General features: G+C 35.9%; 24 protein-coding genes. 7 read left to right on the top strand and 17 right to left on the bottom strand.

The features are described 5' to 3' along the window. Window positions 1–13: 13 nt before the first annotated feature. Together rpiA and FD31_RS05020 are read left to right on the top strand one after the other, a co-directional pair. Window positions 14–673: a ribose 5-phosphate isomerase A gene (gene rpiA, locus FD31_RS05025; RefSeq protein ID WP_057891678.1), complete on the top strand. Its 660-nt coding sequence runs from the start codon at window positions 14–16 to the stop codon at window positions 671–673. Between the two features lie 2 nt (window positions 674–675). Beyond that, complete coding sequence (locus tag FD31_RS05020) at window positions 676–1,656, top strand: Gfo/Idh/MocA family protein (protein WP_057891677.1); 981 nt, start codon at window positions 676–678, stop codon at window positions 1,654–1,656. A gap of 183 nt (window positions 1,657–1,839) precedes the next feature. On the opposite strand, the gene FD31_RS05015 is transcribed toward FD31_RS05020, so the two are convergent. From FD31_RS05015 to FD31_RS05000, 4 genes are all read right to left on the bottom strand, one after another. Beyond that, window positions 1,840–3,171, bottom strand: a complete 1,332-nt coding sequence (locus FD31_RS05015) for a replication-associated recombination protein A (RefSeq protein WP_057891676.1) — start codon at window positions 3,169–3,171, stop codon at window positions 1,840–1,842. Between the two features lie 21 nt (window positions 3,172–3,192). After that, window positions 3,193–4,506, bottom strand: coding sequence for an MFS transporter (locus tag FD31_RS05010; RefSeq protein WP_057891675.1), 1,314 nt, complete (start codon window positions 4,504–4,506; stop codon window positions 3,193–3,195). An 8-nt stretch (window positions 4,507–4,514) separates the two neighbouring features. Next, window positions 4,515–5,027, bottom strand: a complete 513-nt coding sequence (locus tag FD31_RS05005) for a DUF1440 domain-containing protein (protein WP_057891674.1) — start codon at window positions 5,025–5,027, stop codon at window positions 4,515–4,517. Between the two features lie 1,002 nt (window positions 5,028–6,029). Further along, the gene (locus tag FD31_RS05000; protein WP_057891673.1) at window positions 6,030–6,773 is read right to left on the bottom strand and encodes a LysR family transcriptional regulator; all 744 of its coding nucleotides are present in this window, start codon (window positions 6,771–6,773) and stop codon (window positions 6,030–6,032) included. A 108-nt stretch (window positions 6,774–6,881) separates the two neighbouring features. Between FD31_RS05000 and FD31_RS04995 the strand changes: the two genes are divergently transcribed. After that, a complete protein-coding gene (locus FD31_RS04995) occupies window positions 6,882–7,259 on the top strand; it encodes a tautomerase family protein (RefSeq protein WP_057891672.1) in 378 nt (125 codons plus the stop codon). A gap of 640 nt (window positions 7,260–7,899) precedes the next feature. Here FD31_RS04995 and FD31_RS04985 read toward each other — a convergent pair. The 6 genes from FD31_RS04985 to hflX form a co-directional block, all read right to left on the bottom strand. Further along, window positions 7,900–8,826: an ABC transporter ATP-binding protein gene (locus FD31_RS04985; RefSeq protein ID WP_057891670.1), complete on the bottom strand. Its 927-nt coding sequence runs from the start codon at window positions 8,824–8,826 to the stop codon at window positions 7,900–7,902. Next, complete coding sequence (locus FD31_RS04980) at window positions 8,826–9,872, bottom strand: ABC transporter ATP-binding protein (protein WP_057891669.1); 1,047 nt, start codon at window positions 9,870–9,872, stop codon at window positions 8,826–8,828. Before FD31_RS04980 ends, FD31_RS04985 begins: the two co-directional genes overlap by 1 nt. A gap of 16 nt (window positions 9,873–9,888) precedes the next feature. Further along, window positions 9,889–10,914, bottom strand: a complete 1,026-nt coding sequence (locus tag FD31_RS04975) for an ABC transporter permease (RefSeq protein ID WP_057891668.1) — start codon at window positions 10,912–10,914, stop codon at window positions 9,889–9,891. Continuing rightward, a complete protein-coding gene (opp3b, locus tag FD31_RS04970; RefSeq protein ID WP_057891667.1) occupies window positions 10,914–11,846 on the bottom strand; it encodes an oligopeptide ABC transporter permease in 933 nt (310 codons plus the stop codon). The genes FD31_RS04975 and opp3b overlap by 1 nt, the downstream gene beginning before the upstream one ends. 23 nt (window positions 11,847–11,869) lie before the next feature. After that, a complete protein-coding gene (locus FD31_RS04965; protein WP_057891666.1) occupies window positions 11,870–13,507 on the bottom strand; it encodes a peptide ABC transporter substrate-binding protein in 1,638 nt (545 codons plus the stop codon). A gap of 516 nt (window positions 13,508–14,023) precedes the next feature. Continuing rightward, the gene (gene hflX, locus FD31_RS04960; protein WP_057891665.1) at window positions 14,024–15,316 is read right to left on the bottom strand and encodes a GTPase HflX; all 1,293 of its coding nucleotides are present in this window, start codon (window positions 15,314–15,316) and stop codon (window positions 14,024–14,026) included. A gap of 500 nt (window positions 15,317–15,816) precedes the next feature. Between hflX and FD31_RS04955 the strand changes: the two genes are divergently transcribed. Beyond that, window positions 15,817–16,101, top strand: a complete 285-nt coding sequence (locus FD31_RS04955) for a bacteriocin immunity protein (RefSeq protein ID WP_057891664.1) — start codon at window positions 15,817–15,819, stop codon at window positions 16,099–16,101. A gap of 46 nt (window positions 16,102–16,147) precedes the next feature. Here FD31_RS04955 and FD31_RS04950 read toward each other — a convergent pair whose 3' ends face one another. After that, window positions 16,148–16,354 carry a hypothetical protein gene (locus FD31_RS04950; protein ID WP_057891663.1) on the bottom strand — a complete coding sequence of 69 codons (207 nt, stop codon included), beginning with the start codon at window positions 16,352–16,354 and terminating at the stop codon, window positions 16,148–16,150. Window positions 16,355–16,747: 393 nt separating this feature from the next. Here FD31_RS04950 and FD31_RS04945 point away from each other — a divergent pair, with 393 nt between their 5' ends. After that, entirely contained in the window at window positions 16,748–17,098 is a 351-nt protein-coding gene (locus FD31_RS04945; protein WP_057891662.1) for a hypothetical protein, read from the top strand. Window positions 17,099–17,110: 12 nt separating this feature from the next. Here the strand turns inward: FD31_RS04945 and FD31_RS04940 are convergent, their stop codons facing one another. From FD31_RS04940 to FD31_RS04915, 6 genes are all read right to left on the bottom strand, one after another. After that, window positions 17,111–17,701, bottom strand: a complete 591-nt coding sequence (locus FD31_RS04940) for a hypothetical protein (RefSeq protein WP_057891661.1) — start codon at window positions 17,699–17,701, stop codon at window positions 17,111–17,113. 114 nt (window positions 17,702–17,815) lie between these two features. Next, complete coding sequence (locus FD31_RS04935) at window positions 17,816–18,424, bottom strand: hypothetical protein (protein WP_057891660.1); 609 nt, start codon at window positions 18,422–18,424, stop codon at window positions 17,816–17,818. Between the two features lie 133 nt (window positions 18,425–18,557). Next, window positions 18,558–19,154, bottom strand: coding sequence for a hypothetical protein (locus tag FD31_RS04930; protein ID WP_147007355.1), 597 nt, complete (start codon window positions 19,152–19,154; stop codon window positions 18,558–18,560). Window positions 19,155–19,438: 284 nt separating this feature from the next. Further along, window positions 19,439–20,188 (bottom strand): response regulator transcription factor, encoded by a 750-nt coding sequence (locus FD31_RS04925; RefSeq protein ID WP_057891658.1) that lies wholly within the window; start codon window positions 20,186–20,188, stop codon window positions 19,439–19,441. Beyond that, a complete protein-coding gene (locus tag FD31_RS14220; RefSeq protein WP_162258537.1) occupies window positions 20,185–21,012 on the bottom strand; it encodes a GHKL domain-containing protein in 828 nt (275 codons plus the stop codon). The genes FD31_RS04925 and FD31_RS14220 overlap by 4 nt, the downstream gene beginning before the upstream one ends. Before the next feature lie 467 nt (window positions 21,013–21,479). Beyond that, the gene (locus FD31_RS04915) at window positions 21,480–22,775 is read right to left on the bottom strand and encodes a GHKL domain-containing protein (protein ID WP_057891656.1); all 1,296 of its coding nucleotides are present in this window, start codon (window positions 22,773–22,775) and stop codon (window positions 21,480–21,482) included. A 198-nt stretch (window positions 22,776–22,973) separates the two neighbouring features. On the opposite strand from FD31_RS04915, the gene FD31_RS04910 reads away from it, so the two are divergent. Further along, the gene (locus FD31_RS04910; protein WP_147007354.1) at window positions 22,974–23,186 is read left to right on the top strand and encodes a hypothetical protein; all 213 of its coding nucleotides are present in this window, start codon (window positions 22,974–22,976) and stop codon (window positions 23,184–23,186) included. A 127-nt stretch (window positions 23,187–23,313) separates the two neighbouring features. Then, window positions 23,314–23,661, top strand: coding sequence for a bacteriocin immunity protein (locus tag FD31_RS04905; RefSeq protein ID WP_057891654.1), 348 nt, complete (start codon window positions 23,314–23,316; stop codon window positions 23,659–23,661). Window positions 23,662–23,664 lie beyond the last annotated feature (3 nt).

The raw sequence follows: 23,664 nt of genomic DNA, 5'->3' as shown, positions 1-23,664 counted from the left end.
CAGGAGTTCAAAAATGGAAAAGTTAATCGAATCAGCACTTAATATGATCAAACCTGGGATGACTGTCAGTTTTGGCGGTGGCCGCACAGTTGGACGCTTAATTCGAGCCCTAGATGCAACGACGATTTATGTGGCAAGTCCTTCCGAACAAACTAGACAACTTTGTCAGGAATTGAATATTCCAATCGTACCTTTAGAACAAGTAACGAAGTTTGATCTAGCATTTGATGGTTGTGACAGTCTCGACCATAATCTCAATGCATTGAAGAGTAACGGCGGTATCCATACTTTTGAACGGTTATACGCTAATTTAGCTGAACGTTACATCATTATGGCTCCAGCAGAACGTTTCACTGACAAACTCAATGCTGATGTGCAATTGGCGCTTGAAGTCATGGATTTAGCCATTCCACAAGTTTTGACAGAGGTTGAGCAATTAGGTGGGAAAGCAAACGTCCGTCAATCTCAAGATATGGCAGGAATGGTTCGAACTCCCAATGGTAATGGTTTGGTAGATTGTCATTTTGAAAATTGGGATGAAATTGATTCGATTAATAATAAATTGGCTTCTATGACAGGTGTTTTAGGCACGTCATATTTCAAAGATGTGGTAACTGACGCGCTTTTGGCAACAGATGAAGATGTAAAACACATTAAGAAAGAAGATTTGTAATTATGACAAAATATAATTGGGGAATGATTGGAACTGGCTGGATTGCTCACGAAATGGCTGATGCATTGAATGCTGTAAATGGTGAAATTTATAGCGTATCCGATATGAATGCTGAACAAATGGCCAAATTTGCGGATGAAAAAGGTATTCAACATCAATTTGCTAATCCAACTGATATGATTAATGATCCTAAGATTGATGTCATTTATATTGCGACACCACATACATACCATTATCAATATATTAAAGAAGCATTGATGGCCGGGAAAAATGTTTTCTGTGAAAAAGCTATTACCGTCAATGCTAAACAATTTGATGAAGTTCAAGCTTTAGCTGCTAAGAAAAATTTAATTTTGACTGAAGGATTTACTTTGTTACATATGCCACTTTATACGAAAGTTAAGCAAATGGTTGCCGATGGAAAAATTGGAGACGTGAAATTAGTCCAAGTCAACTTCGGTAGTTTGAAAGACTATGATCCTAAGAACCGTTTTTTCAACAAAGAGTTAGCTGGTGGAGCATTACTAGATATCGGTGGTTATGCCACAGCCTTTGCAAGAAGTTTCTTGAATAAGCAGCCAACCAACATTTTGACAACTGTGAAGTATTTTGAAACTGGTGTTGATGAACAATCTGGTATTATTTTGAAAAATGATGACGAACAAATGGCAGTCATGGCTTTATCGATGCGTGCTAAACAGCCAAAGCGTGGTGTTATTTCAGGAACGAAAGGTTATATCGAAATTAGTAATTATCCACGTGCTACTGAAGCTGATATTACTTATACGGCTGATGCACATACGCAAACGACTGATAAAATTATCGTTGGTGACGATACAAAGGCATTGCAATATGAAGTTAGTGATATGCAAAGATATATCGAAGCTGGACATGATGATGGTCAATTAGCTTTGTCACATGATGTTGCCCATATTTTGAATGATGTGAGAAATGATTGGGGCATGAAGTATCCATTTGAATAGAGAGCGAACAAGGGCGGTCAGCTCCCGAGCATTTTCGTAGGTTTGTGAATTGCACACGGCTTTTGTGTGATTTACAGTTCTATGAAAAGCGGAAGGAGTTGCCTTTGTGTAGCTCGTTTCAAAGCCACTGCATATAAAAAAATAACCAGCAATCTCAAAACGGATTGCTGGTTTTATTTGTCTTTACTCATCATCATGTTCCTGATGCCACTGCTTAATATATTCCAAACGTTGCTTAAAGAGTCGTTCTTTACCCTGTTCAGTTGGAATGTAATACTGACTATTCTCAACTTCTTTAGGAACAGTTTTCATATTGGTTAATTTATCTTGATAGTTATGAGCTAATTTATAATCTTCACCATAACCCAAATTCTTCATCAATTTAGTTGGTGCATTTCTAATTTGTAATGGAACTGGTAAATTACCATATTTCTTAATATCTTTCTCGGCACGTAAAACTGATTGATAAACGGCATTCGACTTAGGAGCCACTGACAAGTAAATAACAGTCTCGACCAAGTGAACGTTACATTCAGGCATTCCTAAAAATTGGCAGGCTTGGAAGGCATTGATAGCGACATTTAAAGCATTGGTATCGGCTAAACCAATATCTTCGCTGGCAAAACGCACTAATCGTCTAGCAATGTATAGTGGGTCTTCACCGCCATCGAGCATGCGCATGACCCAATAAATGGCGGAGTCGGTATCACTGTTACGCATTGACTTGTGTAAAGCTGAGATGATGTTGTAATGTTCTTCACCATTTTTGTCGTAACGAAGTGACTTAGTATTCAACAATTGGCGGACGTCATCAACCTTAACTTGGACTTTATCATCCTTAGTTTCGGAGTTAATAACCGCCATTTCTAGAGTATTCAAAGCTACACGAGCGTCGCCATTAGCGTAGGCCGCAATTAATTCCAATGTATCAGCATCAATCTCAACGTTTGATTTTGGAAAAGCCTTGGGATTTTTTAACGTATTTTGTAATAGTTGGACTAAATCGTCTGTCGTTAAAGATTTGAGAACGAAAACTTTACAACGAGAAAGCAAAGCTGAATTGATTTCAAACGATGGATTCTCAGTTGTTGCACCGATTAAAGTAATGCTGCCTTTTTCAACGAATGGCAAAAAAGCATCCTGCTGAGCCTTATTAAAACGATGAATTTCATCAATGAAAACAATTGTTTTTTGGCCCATTTCCCGGTTCATTTCGGCTTCCTTCATAACTTTCTTGATATCGTTAATACCGCTTGTGACGGCGCTGAAAGTGATGAAATTAGCCTTGGTTTTCTTTGCAATGATCTCAGCTAAAGTAGTTTTACCAACCCCGGGAGGTCCCCAGAAAATTAGGGAAGGGATGTTATCTTGATCGATAATGTCTCGCAAGATTTTATTGTCACCGATTAAGTGTTGTTGACCGACAAAATCCTCTAGTGTCGTGGGACGAACCCGATTGGCTAGAGGTGTATTGTCGTCATTATTTTGATTTGCAAAAAGAGATTCCTGCTGCATTTTTGACCTTCTTTGATACTACTAATTGATAGCTTGTTTAATTTTAGTTTCATTATATCCTAACAAAATTAAGAACATAACAACATATAAAACAAGTGGGATTAATGCGTAGTTTAAGTTGATGGCTGCAATGGTTGTCGCTGTTTGAGTTTTATTGGAAACATAACCTGACATTTGCAATGATTCAGCGGTAATTAAACCACCCAAACCTAGTCCTAAGTTAACTCCGAAGTCGTCAGTTGAGGCGAGAACTCCTTCAGCTTGGATGCCCATAGCAGTACCATAACGAATCGTGTCCGCAATCATGATGGAAACTAGTCCAATAATGAAGCCGCCACCGATACAATTGATGAAAATTCCGGTAAAGAGAATAGGGAGATTTTCGGAATATGCCGCAAAAGTAATGATTAGTTGACCGATAAAGGCCATCACAATACCTAACAACATAGTATTCTTTTTACCTAATTTAGCTGAAACAAAGTAAATTGCTACAACACCAATCAAGGCAGTTAAGGTGAAACTATTTGCTAAGGAAACGAGATTTTCATTATGAATAATGTACTTGAAGTAGTAAATAGTTGTTTGATTCTTGATGGCAGTTGTTAACCAGTATAGGAAGATAACGATAGAAATAATGATCCAAGGCTTATTTTGCTTCAGCATTTTCCAAACTTCTGCTAATGGTTGGTGACTAATTTCTTTATTAGTGTAACGTTCACGGACATGGAAAAATGTGTTCAAAATTAAAATTAACGAAATGATACCAAATAAGATGATTGTTCCTAAGAAACCTTTTTGTTGGTCACCTTTACCAAAGAAACTGACTAGCGGGATGGTAAAGACAGCAACGATGATTTGGACGGAACTACCAAAAAATTGTCTAATAACGCCTAATAAAGTGGTTTCCTGCTCGTTATCTGTCATCGTAGGTAAGATTGATGTGATAGGCAAGTTAACGGCAGTGTAGAAAAATCCTAAGCCTAAATAAGTAACGTAAGCCCAGAGTAATTTCCCGGAATGTGGTAGGAAGTTAGGTGTGACAAAGGTTAAGATGGCGAAAACAACGTAAGGGAATGAGTACCATAAGAAAAATGGTCGACTTTTACCCCATTTAGAGTGGGTATTGTCGATCATAATTCCAATAATTAAACTTTCAAAAACATCAGCTGTCCGTGCTACAACGAAAAGAATTGCTACTTCGTTTGCAGTTAGACCAAAAACATCGGTGTAGAAGAAGAGTAGATAGGTAGTCATCATTTGGAAAACTAAATTGTCCGCTGCGTCGCTTAAGCCGTAACTGATTCGCTCAGTTAAAGAGGTTTTCCATTTATTCACGGGAAAACCTACTTTTGTGTAGTCAAACGACGATAAAGTTCACGACCGACGATATCGTTTGTCCACATCCAAGCGATATGACCGAGAGCTTCAGAAATGTGTTCTTCAGTAGGTTGATCTTTAGCTGAAGGAACAGTCTTCATCATTGGCATGATACCAATATGGAAAGCTACCCAAATAGCTAAACCAAAAATGGCACCAGAACCCTTTCTGATGAAAGGTGAATATTCTGAAAGAACTTCATAGATAATGGCAAAAGAAGTTGAAAAGCCAAAGTGCATCAAAAAGCTAGCCCAAGGCATTTTGTGTCCTGAATATGAATAAGTTCCACGAGTGATTTTTTGAGGAATCCCTGCTTGTTCCATCAAAGTTTGTGGAGGGTTAACGGCATCACGCTCTGGAGTACGTGGAGGTAAGACATTTTCCCAACCTAATTTAACGAAACCAGAGATAATACCAGCGGCCGTTCCAGCAACAATAGCAGCCTTCAAGTCGACTTTTTGAGCTTTAGTTAATTTCATAATTTTACGCCCCTCTTTATGATTAATATACCTAAAGTATAAGCTTGTCTAAATTTGAATTCAGGTAATTAGTCTCGAGAGTCACAAATTCTTCATAGATTGTTATAAATTACTTCGTACTTTGGCAATCGGATATTCATATTTGCCCGTTATTATATAACCATAGTCAAATAACAAAGGAACAAAGAGGTGACCGGATGAACAAACAATCCCGCATCAAATTGAATTACATGAATTAACCCCCTTAAAATATGAAAAACCCTTATAAACAAAATTAGAAATTATATCTCCCCCCTTAAAAGATATAAAAAAGAATTTATTTGAAAGAAGTGACCGAATGAAACTGGAGACCCTCGTAAACTATTATTTTCTTAGATAACTCACTTACACATGAATAGAAATAAACCCCTATATAAATACTCTATTTTTTAAAAGTTTAATCCCCTTAATAAACACATAAATGAAAACTTTAGTATCTCCCCCCTATAAAGATATAAAGTTAATTTCCTAAAAAACAATTAGATATTTATTCCCCGTAAATATCCCAAATTAAAAAAGTCTGCTGAAGAGCAGACTTTTTGTTTGGGAGTGTTTTAAATATGCCATCTCCAGGAGCAAGAAATTTGGACGGCTACTTTCGATGAGTGTCTGTGTTGTGAATTGAAAATTTTGGTGATAGGGGATGTGAGAACCATGAGAATATTTTATGGGGATATAATCCCCAGCAAGTTATCGTTTTTTCTTCACATTTACTTCCGACTTATTTCTCACTTTCAAAACGTTTCTTTCATAATTTCCCGTTATTATATAAGCATAGTCAAGAAACGAAGAGGTGACTCAGATGACTATAACAGCTTCACTTTAAATAGATTATTAAAAATTAAAAACGAATAGATTTTTTCAATATATCTCCTCCCCCCCCTGATATATAACAAAGAATTTAAACTAAAAAGGAAGAAAAGCTTATGAAAAATACAAATACAAAAAGAGCTGGTCGCAAGACTAGCTCTTTTCTTTTTGGTCTAAAATAAATGTTCGATAAGGTAACTTGATGGATTGGAATCCCTGGGTTTCTTTCAGATTACTTTTAGCTGTTAAGTATTGTGGAAGTAGGGCGGTACCTTGTCCTTGTCTGACTAGATCAATAATGCTGTCCCATGAATCAATTTCGATAACGTCATCGGGACTTACAAGGCTCAAGGTTTTCTTTCTAAAAGGACAATTAGTATCACTATTGATTAGAAATGGTTTGTGAATTTTACCATCTTTAGAAAGAAAAGCTGTCCGTAACCAATTTGTTTCCGCTAATCGATATTTTGGTGAGTGAAAGTCTGCATATGTTATGACCATTTGGTCAGTACTATTATCACTATTGATAATGGCTGTCGATTTTTTGATTTCAAAATTATAGTCAGTTAATTGATAAGTGTGCTTTTCGATAACTAAATATTTGAATAATAACTCGGAAATCAAAACATTACGGTTATTAACTTGCCGTTGTAGAGACAATGTGAATTGGTGAGTTGTTTCTAGCACGTTTTGAGCATAATTATATGTCAGATCGCCTGCACGGGTTGGAGTTAATCCTTGGTAACTGCGAACAAAAAGTTTTGTTTGTAACTCATTTTCCAATGTTTTCAGACGGACGGTAATATTTGACTGTGAATAGCCTAATTGCTGAGCAGCTTTATTGATTGAACGAGCTTCGTAAATCTCTTTGTAGATTGATAAATCATTAATTTGCATATTAATTCTCCAGTTATCACTAATTACGATAACTATATCATTATTTGATAATATTCAACAGGATGATGCCGGTTTATACTTGGTTTTGTAATCAAAGGAGAAGAAAATATGCCATATATAAATGTTAGAATTGCTGATAAAAAATCTCAAGAAACAGCTAGTGCAGTAGCTACATTATTAACTAATTTAGCTCACACAGAATTGAAAAAGAATCGAGAAGTAGCCGCAGTGGACGTTCAATTTGCGGAATATTGGTTCGTCGGTGGTAAAAATATTGATAAGAAAACCTTCTATATTGAAATTAAAGTGACTGCTGGAACTAATACTCGTGATGAGAAAGCTAAGTTTATTCAACAAGCCTATGAGGGCATGAAGAATATCTTAGGTGGTGTCACATCGACTAGCTATATTGTCGTTAAAGACGTTGCACCAGATGATTGGGGCTTTGGTGGAAAGACTCAAGGCTACCGTTATATTAAAGCTTAATAGCGAAGGACCATGTGATTTTTAATTACATGGTCCTTTACTTATTATTTACGTTACATTAAATGTTATTTTACAAACACTTGTTATGCTAAAGATAATATTGAATTATAGGAGGTTACTGTATGCCAGGTGTAAATGCTTTTGGAATACCTTTTAGTTTGCTGGGATTAATTATCCTATATGCATTTTCCTTATCTCCCACGATGAAAAAGATAAGAGGGCGTTTCTTTGATTCTCCAAAATTATCTAAGCGTCTTTATTTTTTGTTAATACTAGTCGTTATTTTCGTGATGATTTTTTTCATACCATATTTCTATCAAATATCGATTTTCCTAATGGCATTGTCAGTAACGTTTGATATATCCAAAGTAAGAACATGAAAAAGAGTTTGAGACAAAACTATTATTGTTTCCAAACATGCTGCATAAACGTGGAACAAAACATAGCTTTTTCCGCTTAAAACAAATAGCTCCAGCAATCCAAAATCGGATTACTGGAGCTATTCGCCTTAATGCTCGAAAGCTGAACATGTTTTGTTCCACTCTCTTATTTAAGAATTTTTTTGAATTCTAAAGTTGTTTGGATTTGGTTTTTGTCAGACGTATTAGAACTAGGCAATGTCTGCACGCATCGCTTCGTTCTAATTCTTATATTTGGCTGCTTCCTCATTGCTGCAGTAGAGGAAGTGACCAGGTAGGACTTCTTGTAATCTTTGATCATCTTTGAAGGGACTCTTGTGATCAAAATCAATTCTTGTACGTTTCTTTTCAATCTCTGGATCAGGGACTGGAATAGCTGACAAGAGGCTTTGAGTATAGGCGTGCAATGGATTGTTGTAGATCTCATTGGAATCGGCTAACTCAACGATCTTACCACGATACATAACGGCAATACGGTCAGAAATGTATTTAACCATGGAAAGGTCATGGGCGATGAATAAGTATGTCAAACCTTGTTTCTTTTGAATATCTTGCATCAAGTTAACGACTTGAGCTTGAATTGAAACATCAAGGGCTGAGATAGGTTCATCGGCGATAATGAATTGAGGATCAACTGCCAAAGCACGGGCAATTCCGATACGTTGACGTTGACCACCAGAGAACTCGTAAGGGTAACGAGTCATATGTTCAGGGTTCAAGTTAACCATGTCGAGCAATTCACGGACTCTAGCGTCACGTTCTTGTTCGTTCTTAACTAGGCCATGGACATCAAGTCCTTCGGCGATAATATCCTTAACTTTCATTCTAGGGTTCAATGAAGCATATGGATCTTGGAAAATCATCTGCATTTCACGACGGAATTCCTTCATCTTAGGACCATGGGCTTTGATTTTACTAATGTCTTGGCCATTGAAGAAGATATGACCATCAGTTGGGTTATAAAGTCTAATAATACTACGTCCAGTAGTACTCTTACCAGAACCAGATTCACCAACGAGTCCAAAAGTTTCACCTTTGTAAATATCAAAGGAAACATCATCAACGGCTTTTACTTCGTTAGGTTTACCAATGTTGAAATATTGTTTGAGATTTTTTACGGATACGATTACTTCTCTTTCATCTGCCATTATTTAGCATTGCCTCCTAACTTTTCAAATTTCTTGTAGCGATTGAGAATTGCGGCTGGTGGTGTAACTTTTGGTGCATCTGGATGAAGCAACCAAGTAGCTGCATAGTGATTTTTAGATACTTTAAAGAATGGTGGTTGTTCTTCTTCATCAATTTGCATAGCGTAAGCATTACGTGGTGCAAAAGCGTCACCCTTTGGTGGGTCCAACAAGTTTGGTGGAGTACCAGGAATTGAGTTCAAACGAGCATTTTCGTTGGTATCAAGCGTAGGCATTGAATCGAGCAAGCCCCATGTATATGGATGTTGAGGATTGTAAAAGACATCTTCAACGGAACCATATTCAACGAAACGACCGGCATACATAACAGCAACACGGTCAGCAATTCCGGCAACAACACCAAGGTCATGGGTGATGAAGATGATTGATGTACCAATTTTTTGTTGAAGTTCACGTAATAAATCAATGATTTGAGCCTGAACAGTAACGTCAAGCGCCGTTGTAGGTTCATCGGCAATTAGAATTTCTGGGTAATCAACGATAGCAATCGCAATAACGATACGTTGACGTTGTCCACCAGAGAATTGGTGAGGGTAGTCATTCATTCTGGCTTCTGGGTTAGGAATTCCAACTAAACGAAGAACTTCCTCAGCACGTTTTAAAGCATCTTTTTTGGAAACATTGTTGTGAATCAAAAGCGGTTCCGCAACTTGTTTACCAATTGTCATAGTTGGATCAAGTGAAGTCATAGGGTCTTGGAAAATCATAGAAATTTTGTTTCCACGAATCTTATCCATTTCCTTATCACTTTTTTGTAACAAGTCATCGCCGTGATAAAGGACTTCACCTTTAGCGATAGTGGCGTTTGAAGCCAATAATTGTAAGATTGAACGAACTGTGATGGACTTACCTGAACCAGATTCACCAACAATAGCTAAGGTTTCACCGGCGTTTAAATGGAAGTTAACACCACGGATAGCATGGACAGTACCGTTATAGGTATCAAAGTCGACATGTAAATCTTTTACTTCTAGAATTTTATCCATTTCGATTTCTCCTTAGTTAATGATCAGATGATTGTGGGTCAAAGGCATCACGTAGACCATCACCAAGTAGGTTAGTGGCAATCATGATAATACTCAAGATAATAGCCGGAGCCCACATTTGATATGGTAAGAATCTGAAGGCTTTTTGACCATCTGATAAAAGTGTACCTAATGATGCGTTCGGTGCGGGAATACCAATACCAATGAAACTTAAGAAGGCTTCGAAGAAAATGGCATTCGGAATTGTAAACATTGTTTGAATAATAATTGTTGAAGATAGGTTAGGAATCAAGTGTTTAGTTGCAATCTTCATTGATGGTTCACCCAAAGTTCTAGCAGCTAAAATATATTCTTGTTCTTTCAATTGGAAGGTCTGCGCACGGACCAGCCGGGCCATTGTAACCCAACCAGTAATGGCAATTGCAATAACAATTGATGTTAGTCCTGGTTTTAAGACGATCATCATCAAGATAACAACAATCAAGTTAGGGATTGATGACACGATTTCAACGATACGTTGCATGAATGTATCAGTTTTGCCACCTTTCCAACCAGAGACGATACCGTAAGGAACACCAATCAATAAATCGACTAATGTAGCAAGTACGGCAACGACTAGGGAAAGACGAGTACCATAGATGATTCTTGAAAGCAGGTCACGTCCAAGGTAGTCAGTACCTAGGATAAATGATGTACCCTTAGGAGCACCAGCTTGTTTGTAGGCATCGACCATCTTGCCACCCATGTTTTGGTAACCGTTCATACCTGGGATATTGAGGTTACCTAACTTAGGAGGAAGGTTAGAGAGTGTAACTTGTTGTTCATTAGGATTGTGTGGTGCGATAACAGGGGCAAAGATTGAGATTAAAACAATCAATGAAAGTAGTGTCAAACAAACGACCGCAACTTTATTTTTGAACAAGCGACGACGGACATCTTGCATGTATGTTAATGAAGGTGTACTAATTTTTTCTTGTTCAGCATTGTTTTCATCGTGAACTAATTTAAATTTTTCCTTCGGAATTTGAGGAATTTGTTCCATTATTCTTTACCTCCGTTTCCTAGTCTAATTCTTGGATCGATTAGTCCGTAAAGGATATCGACAATCAAGTAAACTATGATTAATAAGAATGAATAGAAGATTGTAAGCCCCATGATTGTTGGATAATCGTTAGTTGTGATTGACTTAACGAATTGTTCACCAATACCAGGGATCGAGAAGATATTTTCAACAACCATTGAACCAGTCATAACAGAAACGGCCATTGGGCCGATGATTGTAACAACAGGAATCAATGAGTTACGTAAGGCATGTTTTGTAACGACTTTCCAATTTGAATTACCCTTTGATTTGGCCAATTCAATGTAATCACTACTCATAACATCAACCATCTCGGTTCTCATAAACCGGGCGACAGTACCTAATGGCAAGGCCGTTAAAGCTAATGTTGGTAGGATACTTGATTGGAAGTTATCCCAAAGAGCAACTGGGTAAATCTTCCATTTGTAGGCTAGGTAGAACTGCAATAGAACAGCTAAAACGAAAGATGGAATTGATAGACCAAGGATTGAGATAAATGTTGCAAGTGTATCAACCCAAGTATTTTTACGAATAGCAGCCACGGCACCAAGTAGGATACCAAGGATAGTACCTAAAACCATTGCTTGAGCACCAATTTGCATTGATGGAGCAAGTCTTTGACCGATTAAAGCTGTAACAGGTTCATTGTTAAATTGGAATGATGTTCCCAAATTACCATGTAATAAACCGACCATATAACGAACGTATTGAACACCTACTGATTGATCCAGTCCATACTGTGCCTTAACAATCTTCAACTGATCCGCTGACATACGGTTCTGGTTAGAGAACGGTGTACCGGGAAGTAACTTCATTAAGAAGAATGTAATCGAAGCGATGATGAACAGGGTCAAGAATAAATAAAGTATTCTTTTGAGAATATATTTAGCCATTATTTAATCTCCCTCACCTATGATTATTTTTTGTAAACAGTAACTAAGTTGTAACTACCGTTTGGAGTCATTCTGTAATTCTTGATGTTAGATCTAGTTAAGTTAGCTTGATATGACTGGTACAAAGGAATAGCACCTTGGTCGTCAGTCAAAATCTTAGTTGCTTGTAAGAGATCTTGCCATCTGGCATCTTCATCAGTGGCATCTGTTGTCTTAGATTTGTTAATTAAAGCATCGTAAGCTGGATTTGAGTACTTACCATTATTTTGTGAGTTACCAGTTGTAAAGATATCCAAGAATGTAACAGGGTCTGGATAATCGGCATTCCAACCAGTAACAACAATATCGAATTGACCAGATGATGATTTATCAAGACGAGACTTAAATGGTACGTTTGATAAAGTAATCTTCAAACCAGGTAGGTTCTTTTCAAGTTCCCCTTGGATATATTCATTTTGTTTCTTGGCGTTGTCAGTATCATCACCTAGAAGTGTAAAGCTTAGGTTCTTTTGACCAGTTTCCTTAATACCTTCTTCCCAAAGCTTTTTGGCTTCGGTTGGATTGTATTCAGTGTACTTATTTGATGCTTGAAGAACTTTTTCTTTAGTGAAATCAGTCTTAGTTGTTGGGTTATAAGACATACCAACTGGGACTAGGGTATGTTCGATACCACCAGTTTTACCAAGAACGTTATTTGTTAATTGATTACGGTTGATAGCCATTGAAATAGCTTGTCTGATCTTAGCGTTTTGGAAGAATTTATATTTCTTTTGGTTAAGTTCGAGATAGAAGTTAGCTGTTTGTTTATCTAGTGAGAAAGTCTTGTAGTTTGATACTTGACGGGATGTATCACCACCAAGTTTTTCAAGACGGTTGATTCGGTTAGTGTCGTAAAGGTTAAGACCGGTATTGGCATCCTTAACAACATAGTATTGAACTTTCTTTAACTTAACAGCTTTAGCATTCCAGTAAGAATTATTCTTAACTTCAGTCCAACTGTTGTTTGAAACAGACCAGTTAACAAGTTTGAAAGGTCCATTGAAGACCATACCTTTACTGTTTAGACCGTATTGTTTACCAGCTTTTTCAACTGAAGGTTTGTATTGAGGGTAGAAAGTTGAACTAGCCATCAATGTATTGAAGTATGGAATCGCATCTTCTAGTGTAACTTGAAGTGTGTAATCACCCAAAGCCTTGATACCTAAAGTATTAACAGGCTTCTTACCAGCGTTGATCTTGTCAGCATTCTTGATACCTGTGTAAATGTAGGCATATTGAGAAGCTGTCTTAGGATCAACAGTTCTACGCCATGCATAAACGAAATCGTTAGCAGTTACAGGTTTACCGTTTGACCACTTAGTTTTTCTTAAATGGAAAGTATAAGTTTTACCATTATTAGTTGGTTTAACGACTTCTTTAGCAATGGCAGGTTGAAGTTCTTTACCATCGTAACGGTAGAGACCTTCCATTGTGTTGGTAATATTTTGAGCACCGATAACATCAGTGTTCATTGATGAATCCATTGTTGCGATAACATCACTTGAACTGATTGAAATGGTATCATTGCTATCTTTTTCAGTTGCAGAGCCACATCCACTCAGAACTAATGCAAATAGAAATATCGGTAACAATGCAAGGAAATACTTCTTCTTGAAATTCATTGTTCATCCTCCCTAAAATAATTATTCTTAGAATACACTAATGAATATTAAAAGTGAATACCCTTAATTAGAAAAATTCTAATGTTTATAAAATAATAATACATTACGTACTAAAATGCAAAGGAAAACTGGAAGTGTCTTAAAAAATTCCGCCTCTGGGCACAAAAAAATTAGGTCGCTATGGGGACCGATTCGAGCCAAAAGGCGGTCTCGAATCTCGATTTTGAACCTCGCAAAATACGCGAGTTTCAAAACTCGTCCCGTGGTGTAAGGACTAAAGTCCTAACGCCACCTGCACAGCGACCTAAATTCTTGTTCCTTCCGGATAGTTCATGATTTCTTAGACGATATAACTAGAACAATGCATTATGAATAATAAAATAATTTGAAAAATATTAATTTAAGGTAGTTATGGCCTTTTATATTGAAATTTAAATCTTATTAGCGAGGATATTTCAAATAATTATTCTAATTTAGAGTTGAATGGGTAAAAATAAAAAAAGCAGGAGCATCTGCTTAATCAGATACTTCTGCTTGGATATATTTATTAAATTTTTCTAATTCTTCAGGACTTAAGTTAGCGCTGATCAATGAACCTTCATTAATAAACTCTTTTTTGAGTACTTGGGAATTCTTCAAAATTTCTTCAGTAACTTTTTGGTCACTATATGGAATCAATAATTCAGTCTTCTTATAATGATTGAAAGTTTTGATTTTAATGAGATCAACTAGTTTGGCGATTGAATCTTTGTCGATGGCGGAATAATAAATATTGTCGCCTTCGATTGTAGGGAATTGTTGACCTGGTTTGAGGTCTGATTTGTTGAAAGCATAAATCATTGGTTTATCAACAACGCCAACTTCCTTCAAAGTCTTCTCCGTTACTTCAATCATGTTGCGCCAATGTTCATCAGACACATCGATTACTTGGATTAGTAAGTCAGCGTTTTGAGCCTCTTGTAAAGTTGTCTTGAATGATTCAACTAAATTGTGGGGTAGCTTGCTAACAAAACCGACTGTATCAGAAAGTAAGAAACTAGTGTTGTCTTCCAGGTCAATCCGACGAACGCTGGTATCAAGGGTTGCAAAGAGCATATTTTTCTCAAAAACCTTACGATCTTGGGAGTCTTCTTTATTGAAATTCAAGATACCATTCATGGTTGTAGACTTACCAGCGTTGGTATAGCCAACTAATGAAACGAGTGGTAGGGATGTGTTAGTTCGACGTCTACTTTGGACATCGATTGTACGATCGACCGTTTTGAGTTCGTTACGTAAAGCGGTGATACGTTTGCGAATGACACGTCTGTCTAATTCTAGTTTTGATTCACCGGCACCACGGTTAGCTAGACCACCTGAAGCTGATTGTTGATCAAGTGGGTTCCCGGATGGGTGGATTCTAGGTAGTTGATATTGCAATTTAGCGATTTCAACTTGAAGTTTAGCTTGTTTAGTTTGGGCACGATTAGAGAATACTTGTAAGATTAATTCTGTTCGATCCATGAAACTCAATTTAGTTTCTTTTTCCAAATTTCTAATTTGTGAAGGAGTCAATTCATCGTTCAAAACGATAATTTGAACATCATCAGCGTTGGCAATTTCTTTAACTTCAGTTACTTTACCAGAACCAAAGTAAGTTGCACCACTGACACTGTTGGCGTTTTGGATAATTGTATCGGCCACTTCCATATTATTAGCTTCTACTAAAGCTGCTAATTCTTGCATCGTATACTCAAAGTCAGGCTGTAGGTGGCTAACTCCGGCAACGATAACACGTGTTTTTTCAAATGTTGATTTAGATTCTGTCATAAATCCTCCTGGTGGCACTAATTACCCCAGGGTAACAATGCCAATTTATTATTTATTGTTTGAAATGATATTAGTCTTTAAGCGCATGATTGCGAATACCATCCTTTCGATAAGCTGTATAAATAATACCATGGAAGTTCTTTTCGCGCTATATAATAGGTAGAAAACGATTTCCTGGTTAAAGATGCCGCCATCGGGTGCACGAGATTGTGTCTGCTGTGGGACCGTCTGGAGCCAAGGTCTCCAGACTCGATTTTGAGCTTCGCAAAGGGCGCGAATCTCAAAATACGTCCTTTGTTGTAGGTGCTAAAGCACTAACAACAATATCACTGCTGACACAATCTCGCACCCCCGATGGCTGGAGTATGTTTGATATGAGTTATACTATCAAGCAATTTTGATATTTCGGGAATGAAAAATGTGGTCTTCAAGATAAAATTACTTAGTTGAAGCCGTTTCTGATATCTTTGAGATATTAAAATAATTTGGGGAGCTTAGTTATGATGGAAAAGAAGAGTTTAATGGATTTAATTGATCAAGTTGCTAATGAGGGCGAAGTTAAACAGGATGCTGGTTTATCTAATGCGCTACTGGTAGCTTATCGTGATTTAGATAATGACAAAGAAGTCAGAAATGTCATGCGAAAATTGGGTGGTATTCTTTCGACTTATTTGATGACACATCAATATAAAGCATCGCAACCAGTGCTTGATTTAGCCAAAGCTGTTCAAAAAGATGATCAGAGTTTTTGGAAGGGTACTGGGTTAAGTAAAATATTTTTGTAAAAATAAGACAGTCAATCCATTTTGAATTGGCTGTCTTATTAATGTGTTATAAAGTTGGAGTCTCGTCGTTTTCTTTTTTAGGCTTAGGTTTGCGGAATAAGCTTAATAGGAAGAAAACAATTGCCGCAACAATAAAAATAACGTCAATTAAAAGCCACGTTGACTTAGTTGAATGGTCAATAAAAAGAATTCCAACAACCAGCATAGCCACACCGTACCAGAAGTTGATAGTTTTATAAAATAATTTATTCATTATAATATCTCCAGAATTGTGAAATGTATACGTTTTATTATACACCATCAAAATAGGAGTCATTTTTGAACTTAGAGACAAGTACTATTGAATAATATGGAATTAATTTATTCATAAATAAACTAGTCGGAAGAGCGGAACAATGTTAACTGGCAGTGAAAGTGGAGTTAGGGCTTTAGCCCTTACTCCACCGGGCGTGTTTGAAGACTTGCTTGCAAGGCTTCAAACCGAGAGACGAGACCTTGGCTCGGCTCGGTCCGCACAGCCAGTTAACATTGTTCCGCTCTGGAGACGGACAACATAGACAATATATATCATTAAAGGAAAAATCTTTGCTAAATCATATCTATTAATCCTAAAATCAGTTATATTAATATACGGGTGAAAAGACAAATGGAATATTCTAAACAAAAGTTATTGCTTTCGATATTGATCAAGTTCGATGAATCATTTAACAGTCAAATTAATGAATCAGCGGTGAATCAAGAGATAGGGCAATTTATCAAGCTATCTGTCCAAGAACTCTCTGAGAAGCAGTATCGTGGTTCGCTTTTTGATGAGAAAATCGATTATATTATCAGTAAACTGAATCATGAACGTAATGCGAATAAATTGGTTTTCAATGATTTCACTAATCGTTTATGGGACCAAATTTTACAAATCAAGCAACGGACAACTAGCTTTGAAACAGCCTATTCTTTGATAGATATCCTAAATAGCAAAAATGCTTCTCTTAAATTATAAGAGAGGCATTTTTTAGTTTAAACTGACATTGTTGTGATTAGGATAATTGTTGATTTTAATTTGTGTATCGTCGAGACTGTCGAAGAATTGATTTAATTTTTCGATAGTTTTTTTATTATTGTAGGCAAAGTCACGTGAGACACTTAGTTCAATTTTTTGACCATTTTTCATAATGAGATTCAAGGTAATCGGATTTTTAATCATCGAAAGTATTGGTGTTAAAACGGCATAATAGCCGGTAACTTGAATAGGAGTAGTGATTTCATCGGGATCATTAATCTTACCTGTAACGGTGATTGATTGAATATCCTTTTTATTAATTGTTACTAGTTGATTTTTATGTGGCAACAAAATCATTGAGATACGGTGTTTGTAACTGGTCATATCATTGTAACGAATCATATCTTCGTCTGTTTCCCAGTAATTGAAGATGAGTGGTAAATTTGGTAGATAGTAGACAAACAAAACAGTGAGAAAAACTGCTAAACCAACTAGATACATGATGGGCCATTGTGTGTAAATGGCAGCGATAAGTGGAATCAATGCATAGTAGAAACTAACTAATATGGGTCTATAAGTAACTTTTTTACCGAACTTTAACATGATAATTACCTTCCTTTGTAAGATATTCATTCATGAATGATTTCCTTGATTACACCTAGATTATAGGGATCAGGTTGGTAAAAATGCACGCACTTATCGGTTGCAAATGGATTTTTAGTTGAAACTGACGTTATGAGCTGGATAATTGATGATTTTAATTTGAGTATTGTCCAAACTGTCGAAGAATTGATTTAATTTTTCGATAGTTTTTTTATTGTTGTAGGCAAAATCACGCGAGACGTTTAATGCAATGGTTTGACCATCTTTTAATGTTAATTTTAACGTGATGGGATTTTTTAAAACGGACAGTAATGGTGTCAAAATTGCATAAATCAGTGAGAAATCTAATGGATAAGCGGTTTCTTCTGGATGCGTGATATTGCCTGTAACGGTGATAGACTGGATATCTTTTTTATTAATAATAGTCAATTGATTTTGGTAAGGGAAAAGCATCATTAAAATTCGATGTTTGTAGCTGGCCATATTATTGTAACGAATGCTAGTTGGATTGCTTTCCCAATAAGTAAAACTGTTCGGTAAATTGGGAAGATAATACCCGAAAAGAATAGCGCTGAAGATTGCAAGAGATGCTAAGTAAAAGCCGATTGCTGGCCAGTACATCCTGGCTACTTGCAAATAAATAGCTGTGATTAGAGTCAATAATGAATAGGAGAAACTTATGATAATAGGTCGATAAGAAACTTTTTTTCCAAATTTTAGCATGATAATACCTTCCTCTTTTAAAATTTATATTCTGGAAATTCCTTTAATTACAACTAAATTATAGGAATGAACCGTGTGGTTATGCACGCACATAAAAGTTGCAAGATATTTTAATACCGTTATAACGATAAAACTAAATTAAAGCGCTTGAAGAATTCTTTTTGATATTGGCCTTAACCGGAATATTATCTAAACCTTGAAAAAATTTATCTAGTTTTTCTAAAGTATTGTCACGGCTGTAAGTGTAATCACGAGCAACACTCAAATCGATTGTGGAGCCGTCTTTTAATGTTAGACGGACAGTATCTGGATGATGAATCATTGATAAAACTGGTGATAGGACAGCTACATAGCCGGAATAAGGGACAGCCATTGGCATTTCATACTTGTTGTCTAAGTCGCCAATGACGGTTGCCGATTTGATGGAACTCTTTTGAATAGTAATCATTTTGGCGGCAGGTGGTGCAATCATACCTAATAAACGAGATTTGGGTGTATTGATGTCACAGTATCTAATTTCATTTTGATCGGCTTCCCAATAAACGAAGAGTGTTGGAATATTGGGAAAGTAGTAAGCGAAGAAGACAAAAAGGAAAAAGGCGGCTCCAATAACTAGTCCTAAAGGAATCGATTCTAAAATGTTTGCGGCCATAATAGTGGGTAGCACAGCGATTAAGAGACTAAGCAATATGGGTCTATAATTGATTTTCTTACCAAATTTCAACATCATAATTACCTTCTTTGATTATTCTTTTGTTAATTTCAATTTATCATCGTTGGAAGAAAACAGATTCAAAATATCTTGAAGATAGATTATTCGATCTTGAATAAAAGAGTGGGACAAAACATGGTCAGCTTTCGAGCATTAAGGCAAATAGCCCAAGTAATCCGATTTTTGGATTACTTGGGCTATTTGTTTTAAGCGGAAAAAGCTATGTTTCGTTCCACGTTTATGCTGCATGTTTAAAGATAATAATAGTTTTGTTCCAGAACTGTCTTTTTTAGTGTGGTGTATCAAAGTGTTTCTTGAATAATAGTTTTCAATTTTTTAGATTTACCGATTGAGAACTTTCTCGTTGATCCATCACTGAAACCAATTTCTCTGATTGCAAAATCAACGTGATGAATATTTTCGGGGTTGATCAAGCAAGATCTACTAATTCTGAATAAGAAAGGATATTTCTTTTCTAGTTCGGTTAGTTTGCCATAAAATTCGAATTGACCGTTAGTTGAAACCAAGTTAAGGCGGTGGGGAATATCGGATGCTTCCAAATAAATGACTTCAGATTTGTCCAAATTATAAACTTGGCTCCCAACTTCAAAGGAGAACCCTTTTTTCTGAACGGTGCGAGTTTCGTCGATGATTTGTTTGGCATAATCTAGGGTGTCGTACAGTTCTTTGCGATAATCATCTAAAGATTGATCTTTTTCGATGAAATCAAGGGCAGCCACTTTTCGTTTCAATGTTAGTGGTGCCAATTCATCGTGCGTTGTGACGAAAATAATCTCGGCTTGAACGTCTTTTTGACGAATGATCTCCGCTAATTGAATACCATCAATTTCTGCTTGTAAATCGATATCGAGAAAATAGATGCCGTTTTGTGGTTCAGTTTCGTTGAGATAATCGATGACTTGTTGCGGCTTAGAAGCTTGTAGTTCCACTTTAAAGAGATTGCTGTGAAATAAAATATAATTTTCAACCAATTTATCTAATTGTTGCAGTTGAATTTGATTGTCTTCGCACATGATGATGGGATAGCTCATAGTTGTTCCTCCTTTGTAATTAACGTGATGTGGAATCGGAACCACTTAGCGTTTTTACTATGTTGAATAAAAATATTTGAGTATTTTTTCTTTAAATCCTTAATATGTAAAAGTTCTAAATAATCTTCGGACCGTTCAGTGGTTGGTAAATTGGCTAAAGAATTATTAATTAGAAATGCCAATTGTTGATCCTCCTGGGTGATAGCCAGTTGAATTTGCCCATGTTCTTGGCGTTCCGTGAAATGAATAGCGTTGTTGATAGCCTGATCTAGTAGGCGAATGAGATCAAAAGCGTTCATCGGTAAATTATTCAACTCATCGGTACAGTTGAAAGAACAAGCAATTTTCTTTTGATTGATAGTATTGAGTTTACTAATGAATAAACTTTTTAAATATGGATTTTTGACGTTATTGAGATCTTGATATAAATCTATTGATAAGTTTTTTAAGTAATCATCAGAATAGTTTTCCAAATTATCTAAAGCTTGGTTCATGGCATCGTAATTTTGTTCAGCAGCGACTGTTTTCAGACTAAAGAGTAAATTTTTATAATCATGTTTAAAATGACGTAATTTTAATTGATCCTTTTCTAACTGGTCAGTGTACATTTTTAAGTTTTTAACTTGTTCTTCAGAAAAACGATCCCGATAAATTTTACGTTGGCGTCTCCGAGCAGTGATGAAGATAATGATGATGAAAAGACACTGCAAAATGGTAAAGCCGAAGATTCCCATAATTAGTGCTGTATAGTTGCGGAAACTTTGTGTTAACTTGAGGAATAAGAAACAAATAATGTAGATGTACCCCAATACAATACTAGTCATGGGATTTTGTCGTGATTGGAAAAAGTTATTAAGTTTGAAGTAATTGTAAAAATAGACAAACGTAATTGAAAAAATAAACTCGATTAAACTAATTGTTAAATTGAAACCGTAAGAGACAATCTTTGGATTAGGAAAATAATGCATGAGGACGGGGCTGGGAAGAATTATCGCCCAAAATTTGACGAGAAAACTCAATAAGATAATGTTGATTAAGTAATAATCGACTTTTCGATCGGGCCAGAGGACTAAATAAATCAAGACAGCAATTAACAAATTAGCGTAGCCTGACAGTAAAAGATTTAAAATGACTGAGAGAAACCACAATAACGTAAAGCTAAAAATTTGTCGTTGAACCGATAATTTTGAATGATAAATTAGCATGAAAACATAATAAAAAATTGCCCAGGCCAAGCAAATACGTAGTAGATGTGGCCCCGTTATAAATAAGTTCATAAATACTCCCCGATTTATTTAATAATAACGATGCTGAGATTAAACCATTGGTCGTTTTTTCGATATTGGACGAACAAATTAGGATACTTTCGTTTAATATCTTGAACATTGACTAAGCCCAATCCAGAATGATGTTGTTTGGTCGTAAAACCTTCCTGCATCATTTCGGAGACATCAGTTTGGTTAGTGGTCGTGTTATTGATAATGAAAGATAATTGGGATGCTTCTTCAATAATGGCAATTTGGATTTCCCCATTAGGCTGATTTTTCGTAGCTTCAATGGCATTGTCGATGGAAATACCAAGGAGTCTAACTAAATCAAAGATGTTAATTAAAGCATCACTGACAACGTCGCGACATTCGAAATGGCAGGTAATCTTATTTTGATGAATCAGCGTTAACTTACTGATGAGTAAACTTTTCAAATAAGAATTTTCGACGTTGTTGAGGTCCTTGAATAATTGCATGGAAATATTGTCGAAGTAGCTGTTGGAGTAATCCTCTAAGGTTCCTAAAGACGTCTGCATTTGTTGAAAATCGCCTGATGTGGCTATTTCACGTAAACCAGCAATTGTTCCTTTATAATTACGCTCAAAGCCACGTAATTTAATTTGATCGTGTTCCAGTTGGTCAGTGTACATTTTAAGATTTTTCAACTGTTCTCTAGTCAGTTCACGGGTATAAGTTTCCTTTTGTGTTTGATTACCCTTGAGAAAAATAATGACGATAAAAATACACTGAATCAAAATGAAAAGCATGATACTCGAAATCAAATCTGAGTATGCTTGATAATGTTGAATAATGCGCATGAAAACGAAGATAACAATGAAAAGATAACCGATTAATAGCCCGAACATTGTTGATTTAGAGATATTCCAGTTTTCTTCAATGTTGAAACGTTCATATAAGCAGATAAATATAGCAGAAATAAGTAACTGAATTAAAAGATTGATGGTGACAAACAAAATACTTCCAAAGAGTGTTTTTGTTGAAATATGCTGACTATCGAAGAGGATAATTATCGGATTGGTCAAGATTTCAGCTAATAATTTAAGCAAGGAACTTACTAAAATAGAATTAATTAGTAATAATTTTTCCTTGTTGTGCCATTGGAAAAGTAAATATAAAACGAGTGCATTAATAAAATAATCGTAGTTGGGAACAACTGTATTAACAACAATTAGTAAAATAAGCGTGATTCCGGACAGACATTTTTGATGAAGATGGGCTAGGCGACTAAAAATATAGAAAAAAATTAGACACGAAAAAATCTGTCCAATTTCATAAACAATTGGTTCAATGTAGATCATTTGCCCGCCCCCAGTAACTTAATTCGATATCTTAATTATTACATAGAACTTCTTTATAAGAATAAAGATATCGTGAAACAAGGAAAATTATTCTTGAATTCGTTCAGGAAGAAAAAAAGTATGTTTCAAGATATTTTGATTCAGATTAATTTAACTGATGCTATCTTAAGGTCAAGAAGCAAAAAGGGAGTGTTCAAAATGATGTTAAATTATATTTTAGGTCTCGCAGCAATTATTTTTGGTGTTTATCAGGCATATAATTCAGTTAAATATGTGAAGATATTGCAGCATAACGGCAATAAAACGACATCTAATTTTTCTGCCATAGCAGTTTGGTATAGTTTAGCTTTTGGAATTGGGTTCCTAGTTTTGGGTATTTGTCTTTTCTTTGTTATTGGTCCAGTGAATTAATCGATTCTTTCGACTAGTTTATTTTAGAGATTCAAATTTTGTGTGAATTGCTGCAGGGTACTTTAAAACATAACAGATTTATTTAATTTAATATTAAAACTAGTGTCCTGCGAATGGGAGATTAAAAATGAAACAAGATATTACAGCAGTTGCTAAAGAACACATTCAATTTTTGTATGAATCATTAATGAAACGTCCTGAAAAATCGAGTTATTTATTGAACATCACGGATGTACTTAAGCAAGTTTATTTAAAAATTGATAGTGCTAAAGATCCGGCAGTGTTAATTAGTCGTTTAGTTAAATACATTTATGTTGAAGGGTTTAGTCGTGTTACTTTATCAAAGGATGAGGAAAAAGAGTTGATAGAATTGGGAAATCTTTCCAAAAGTGCAAGTTGGAATGGGATGAATATGGGCGATTTCAACGATAAATTTCAATTTTATAGCTTATCCGAGCACATGCCTCAACGTTAGGAG

Origin of the sequence: Companilactobacillus nantensis DSM 16982 (genome assembly GCF_001435815.1) — a bacterium.
Classification (GTDB): domain Bacteria; phylum Bacillota; class Bacilli; order Lactobacillales; family Lactobacillaceae; genus Companilactobacillus; species Companilactobacillus nantensis.
The sequence above is the reverse complement of the archived record's forward strand: the minus strand, read 5'-3'. Positions and strand labels throughout refer to the sequence as shown.

What these genes read in the sequence shown, in the direction of transcription:
- rpiA (WP_057891678.1), top strand. Translation starts at nt 14, where the DNA reads ATGGAAAAGTTAATCGAATCAGCACTTAATATGATCAAACCTGGGATG.
- FD31_RS05020 (WP_057891677.1), top strand. Translation starts at nt 676, where the DNA reads ATGACAAAATATAATTGGGGAATGATTGGAACTGGCTGGATTGCTCAC.
- FD31_RS05015 (WP_057891676.1), bottom strand. Translation starts at nt 3,171, where the DNA reads ATGCAGCAGGAATCTCTTTTTGCAAATCAAAATAATGACGACAATACA.
- FD31_RS05005 (WP_057891674.1), bottom strand. Translation starts at nt 5,027, where the DNA reads ATGAAATTAACTAAAGCTCAAAAAGTCGACTTGAAGGCTGCTATTGTT.
- FD31_RS05000 (WP_057891673.1), bottom strand. Translation starts at nt 6,773, where the DNA reads ATGCAAATTAATGATTTATCAATCTACAAAGAGATTTACGAAGCTCGT.
- FD31_RS04995 (WP_057891672.1), top strand. Translation starts at nt 6,882, where the DNA reads ATGCCATATATAAATGTTAGAATTGCTGATAAAAAATCTCAAGAAACA.
- FD31_RS04985 (WP_057891670.1), bottom strand. Translation starts at nt 8,826, where the DNA reads ATGGCAGATGAAAGAGAAGTAATCGTATCCGTAAAAAATCTCAAACAA.
- FD31_RS04980 (WP_057891669.1), bottom strand. Translation starts at nt 9,872, where the DNA reads ATGGATAAAATTCTAGAAGTAAAAGATTTACATGTCGACTTTGATACC.
- FD31_RS04975 (WP_057891668.1), bottom strand. Translation starts at nt 10,914, where the DNA reads ATGGAACAAATTCCTCAAATTCCGAAGGAAAAATTTAAATTAGTTCAC.
- opp3b (WP_057891667.1), bottom strand. Translation starts at nt 11,846, where the DNA reads ATGGCTAAATATATTCTCAAAAGAATACTTTATTTATTCTTGACCCTG.
- FD31_RS04965 (WP_057891666.1), bottom strand. Translation starts at nt 13,507, where the DNA reads ATGAATTTCAAGAAGAAGTATTTCCTTGCATTGTTACCGATATTTCTA.
- hflX (WP_057891665.1), bottom strand. Translation starts at nt 15,316, where the DNA reads ATGACAGAATCTAAATCAACATTTGAAAAAACACGTGTTATCGTTGCC.
- FD31_RS04955 (WP_057891664.1), top strand. Translation starts at nt 15,817, where the DNA reads ATGATGGAAAAGAAGAGTTTAATGGATTTAATTGATCAAGTTGCTAAT.
- FD31_RS04950 (WP_057891663.1), bottom strand. Translation starts at nt 16,354, where the DNA reads ATGAATAAATTATTTTATAAAACTATCAACTTCTGGTACGGTGTGGCT.
- FD31_RS04945 (WP_057891662.1), top strand. Translation starts at nt 16,748, where the DNA reads ATGGAATATTCTAAACAAAAGTTATTGCTTTCGATATTGATCAAGTTC.
- FD31_RS04940 (WP_057891661.1), bottom strand. Translation starts at nt 17,701, where the DNA reads ATGTTAAAGTTCGGTAAAAAAGTTACTTATAGACCCATATTAGTTAGT.
- FD31_RS04935 (WP_057891660.1), bottom strand. Translation starts at nt 18,424, where the DNA reads ATGCTAAAATTTGGAAAAAAAGTTTCTTATCGACCTATTATCATAAGT.
- FD31_RS04930 (WP_147007355.1), bottom strand. Translation starts at nt 19,154, where the DNA reads ATGATGTTGAAATTTGGTAAGAAAATCAATTATAGACCCATATTGCTT.
- FD31_RS04925 (WP_057891658.1), bottom strand. Translation starts at nt 20,188, where the DNA reads ATGAGCTATCCCATCATCATGTGCGAAGACAATCAAATTCAACTGCAA.
- FD31_RS14220 (WP_162258537.1), bottom strand. Translation starts at nt 21,012, where the DNA reads ATGACTAGTATTGTATTGGGGTACATCTACATTATTTGTTTCTTATTC.
- FD31_RS04915 (WP_057891656.1), bottom strand. Translation starts at nt 22,775, where the DNA reads ATGATCTACATTGAACCAATTGTTTATGAAATTGGACAGATTTTTTCG.
- FD31_RS04910 (WP_147007354.1), top strand. Translation starts at nt 22,974, where the DNA reads ATGATGTTAAATTATATTTTAGGTCTCGCAGCAATTATTTTTGGTGTT.
- FD31_RS04905 (WP_057891654.1), top strand. Translation starts at nt 23,314, where the DNA reads ATGAAACAAGATATTACAGCAGTTGCTAAAGAACACATTCAATTTTTG.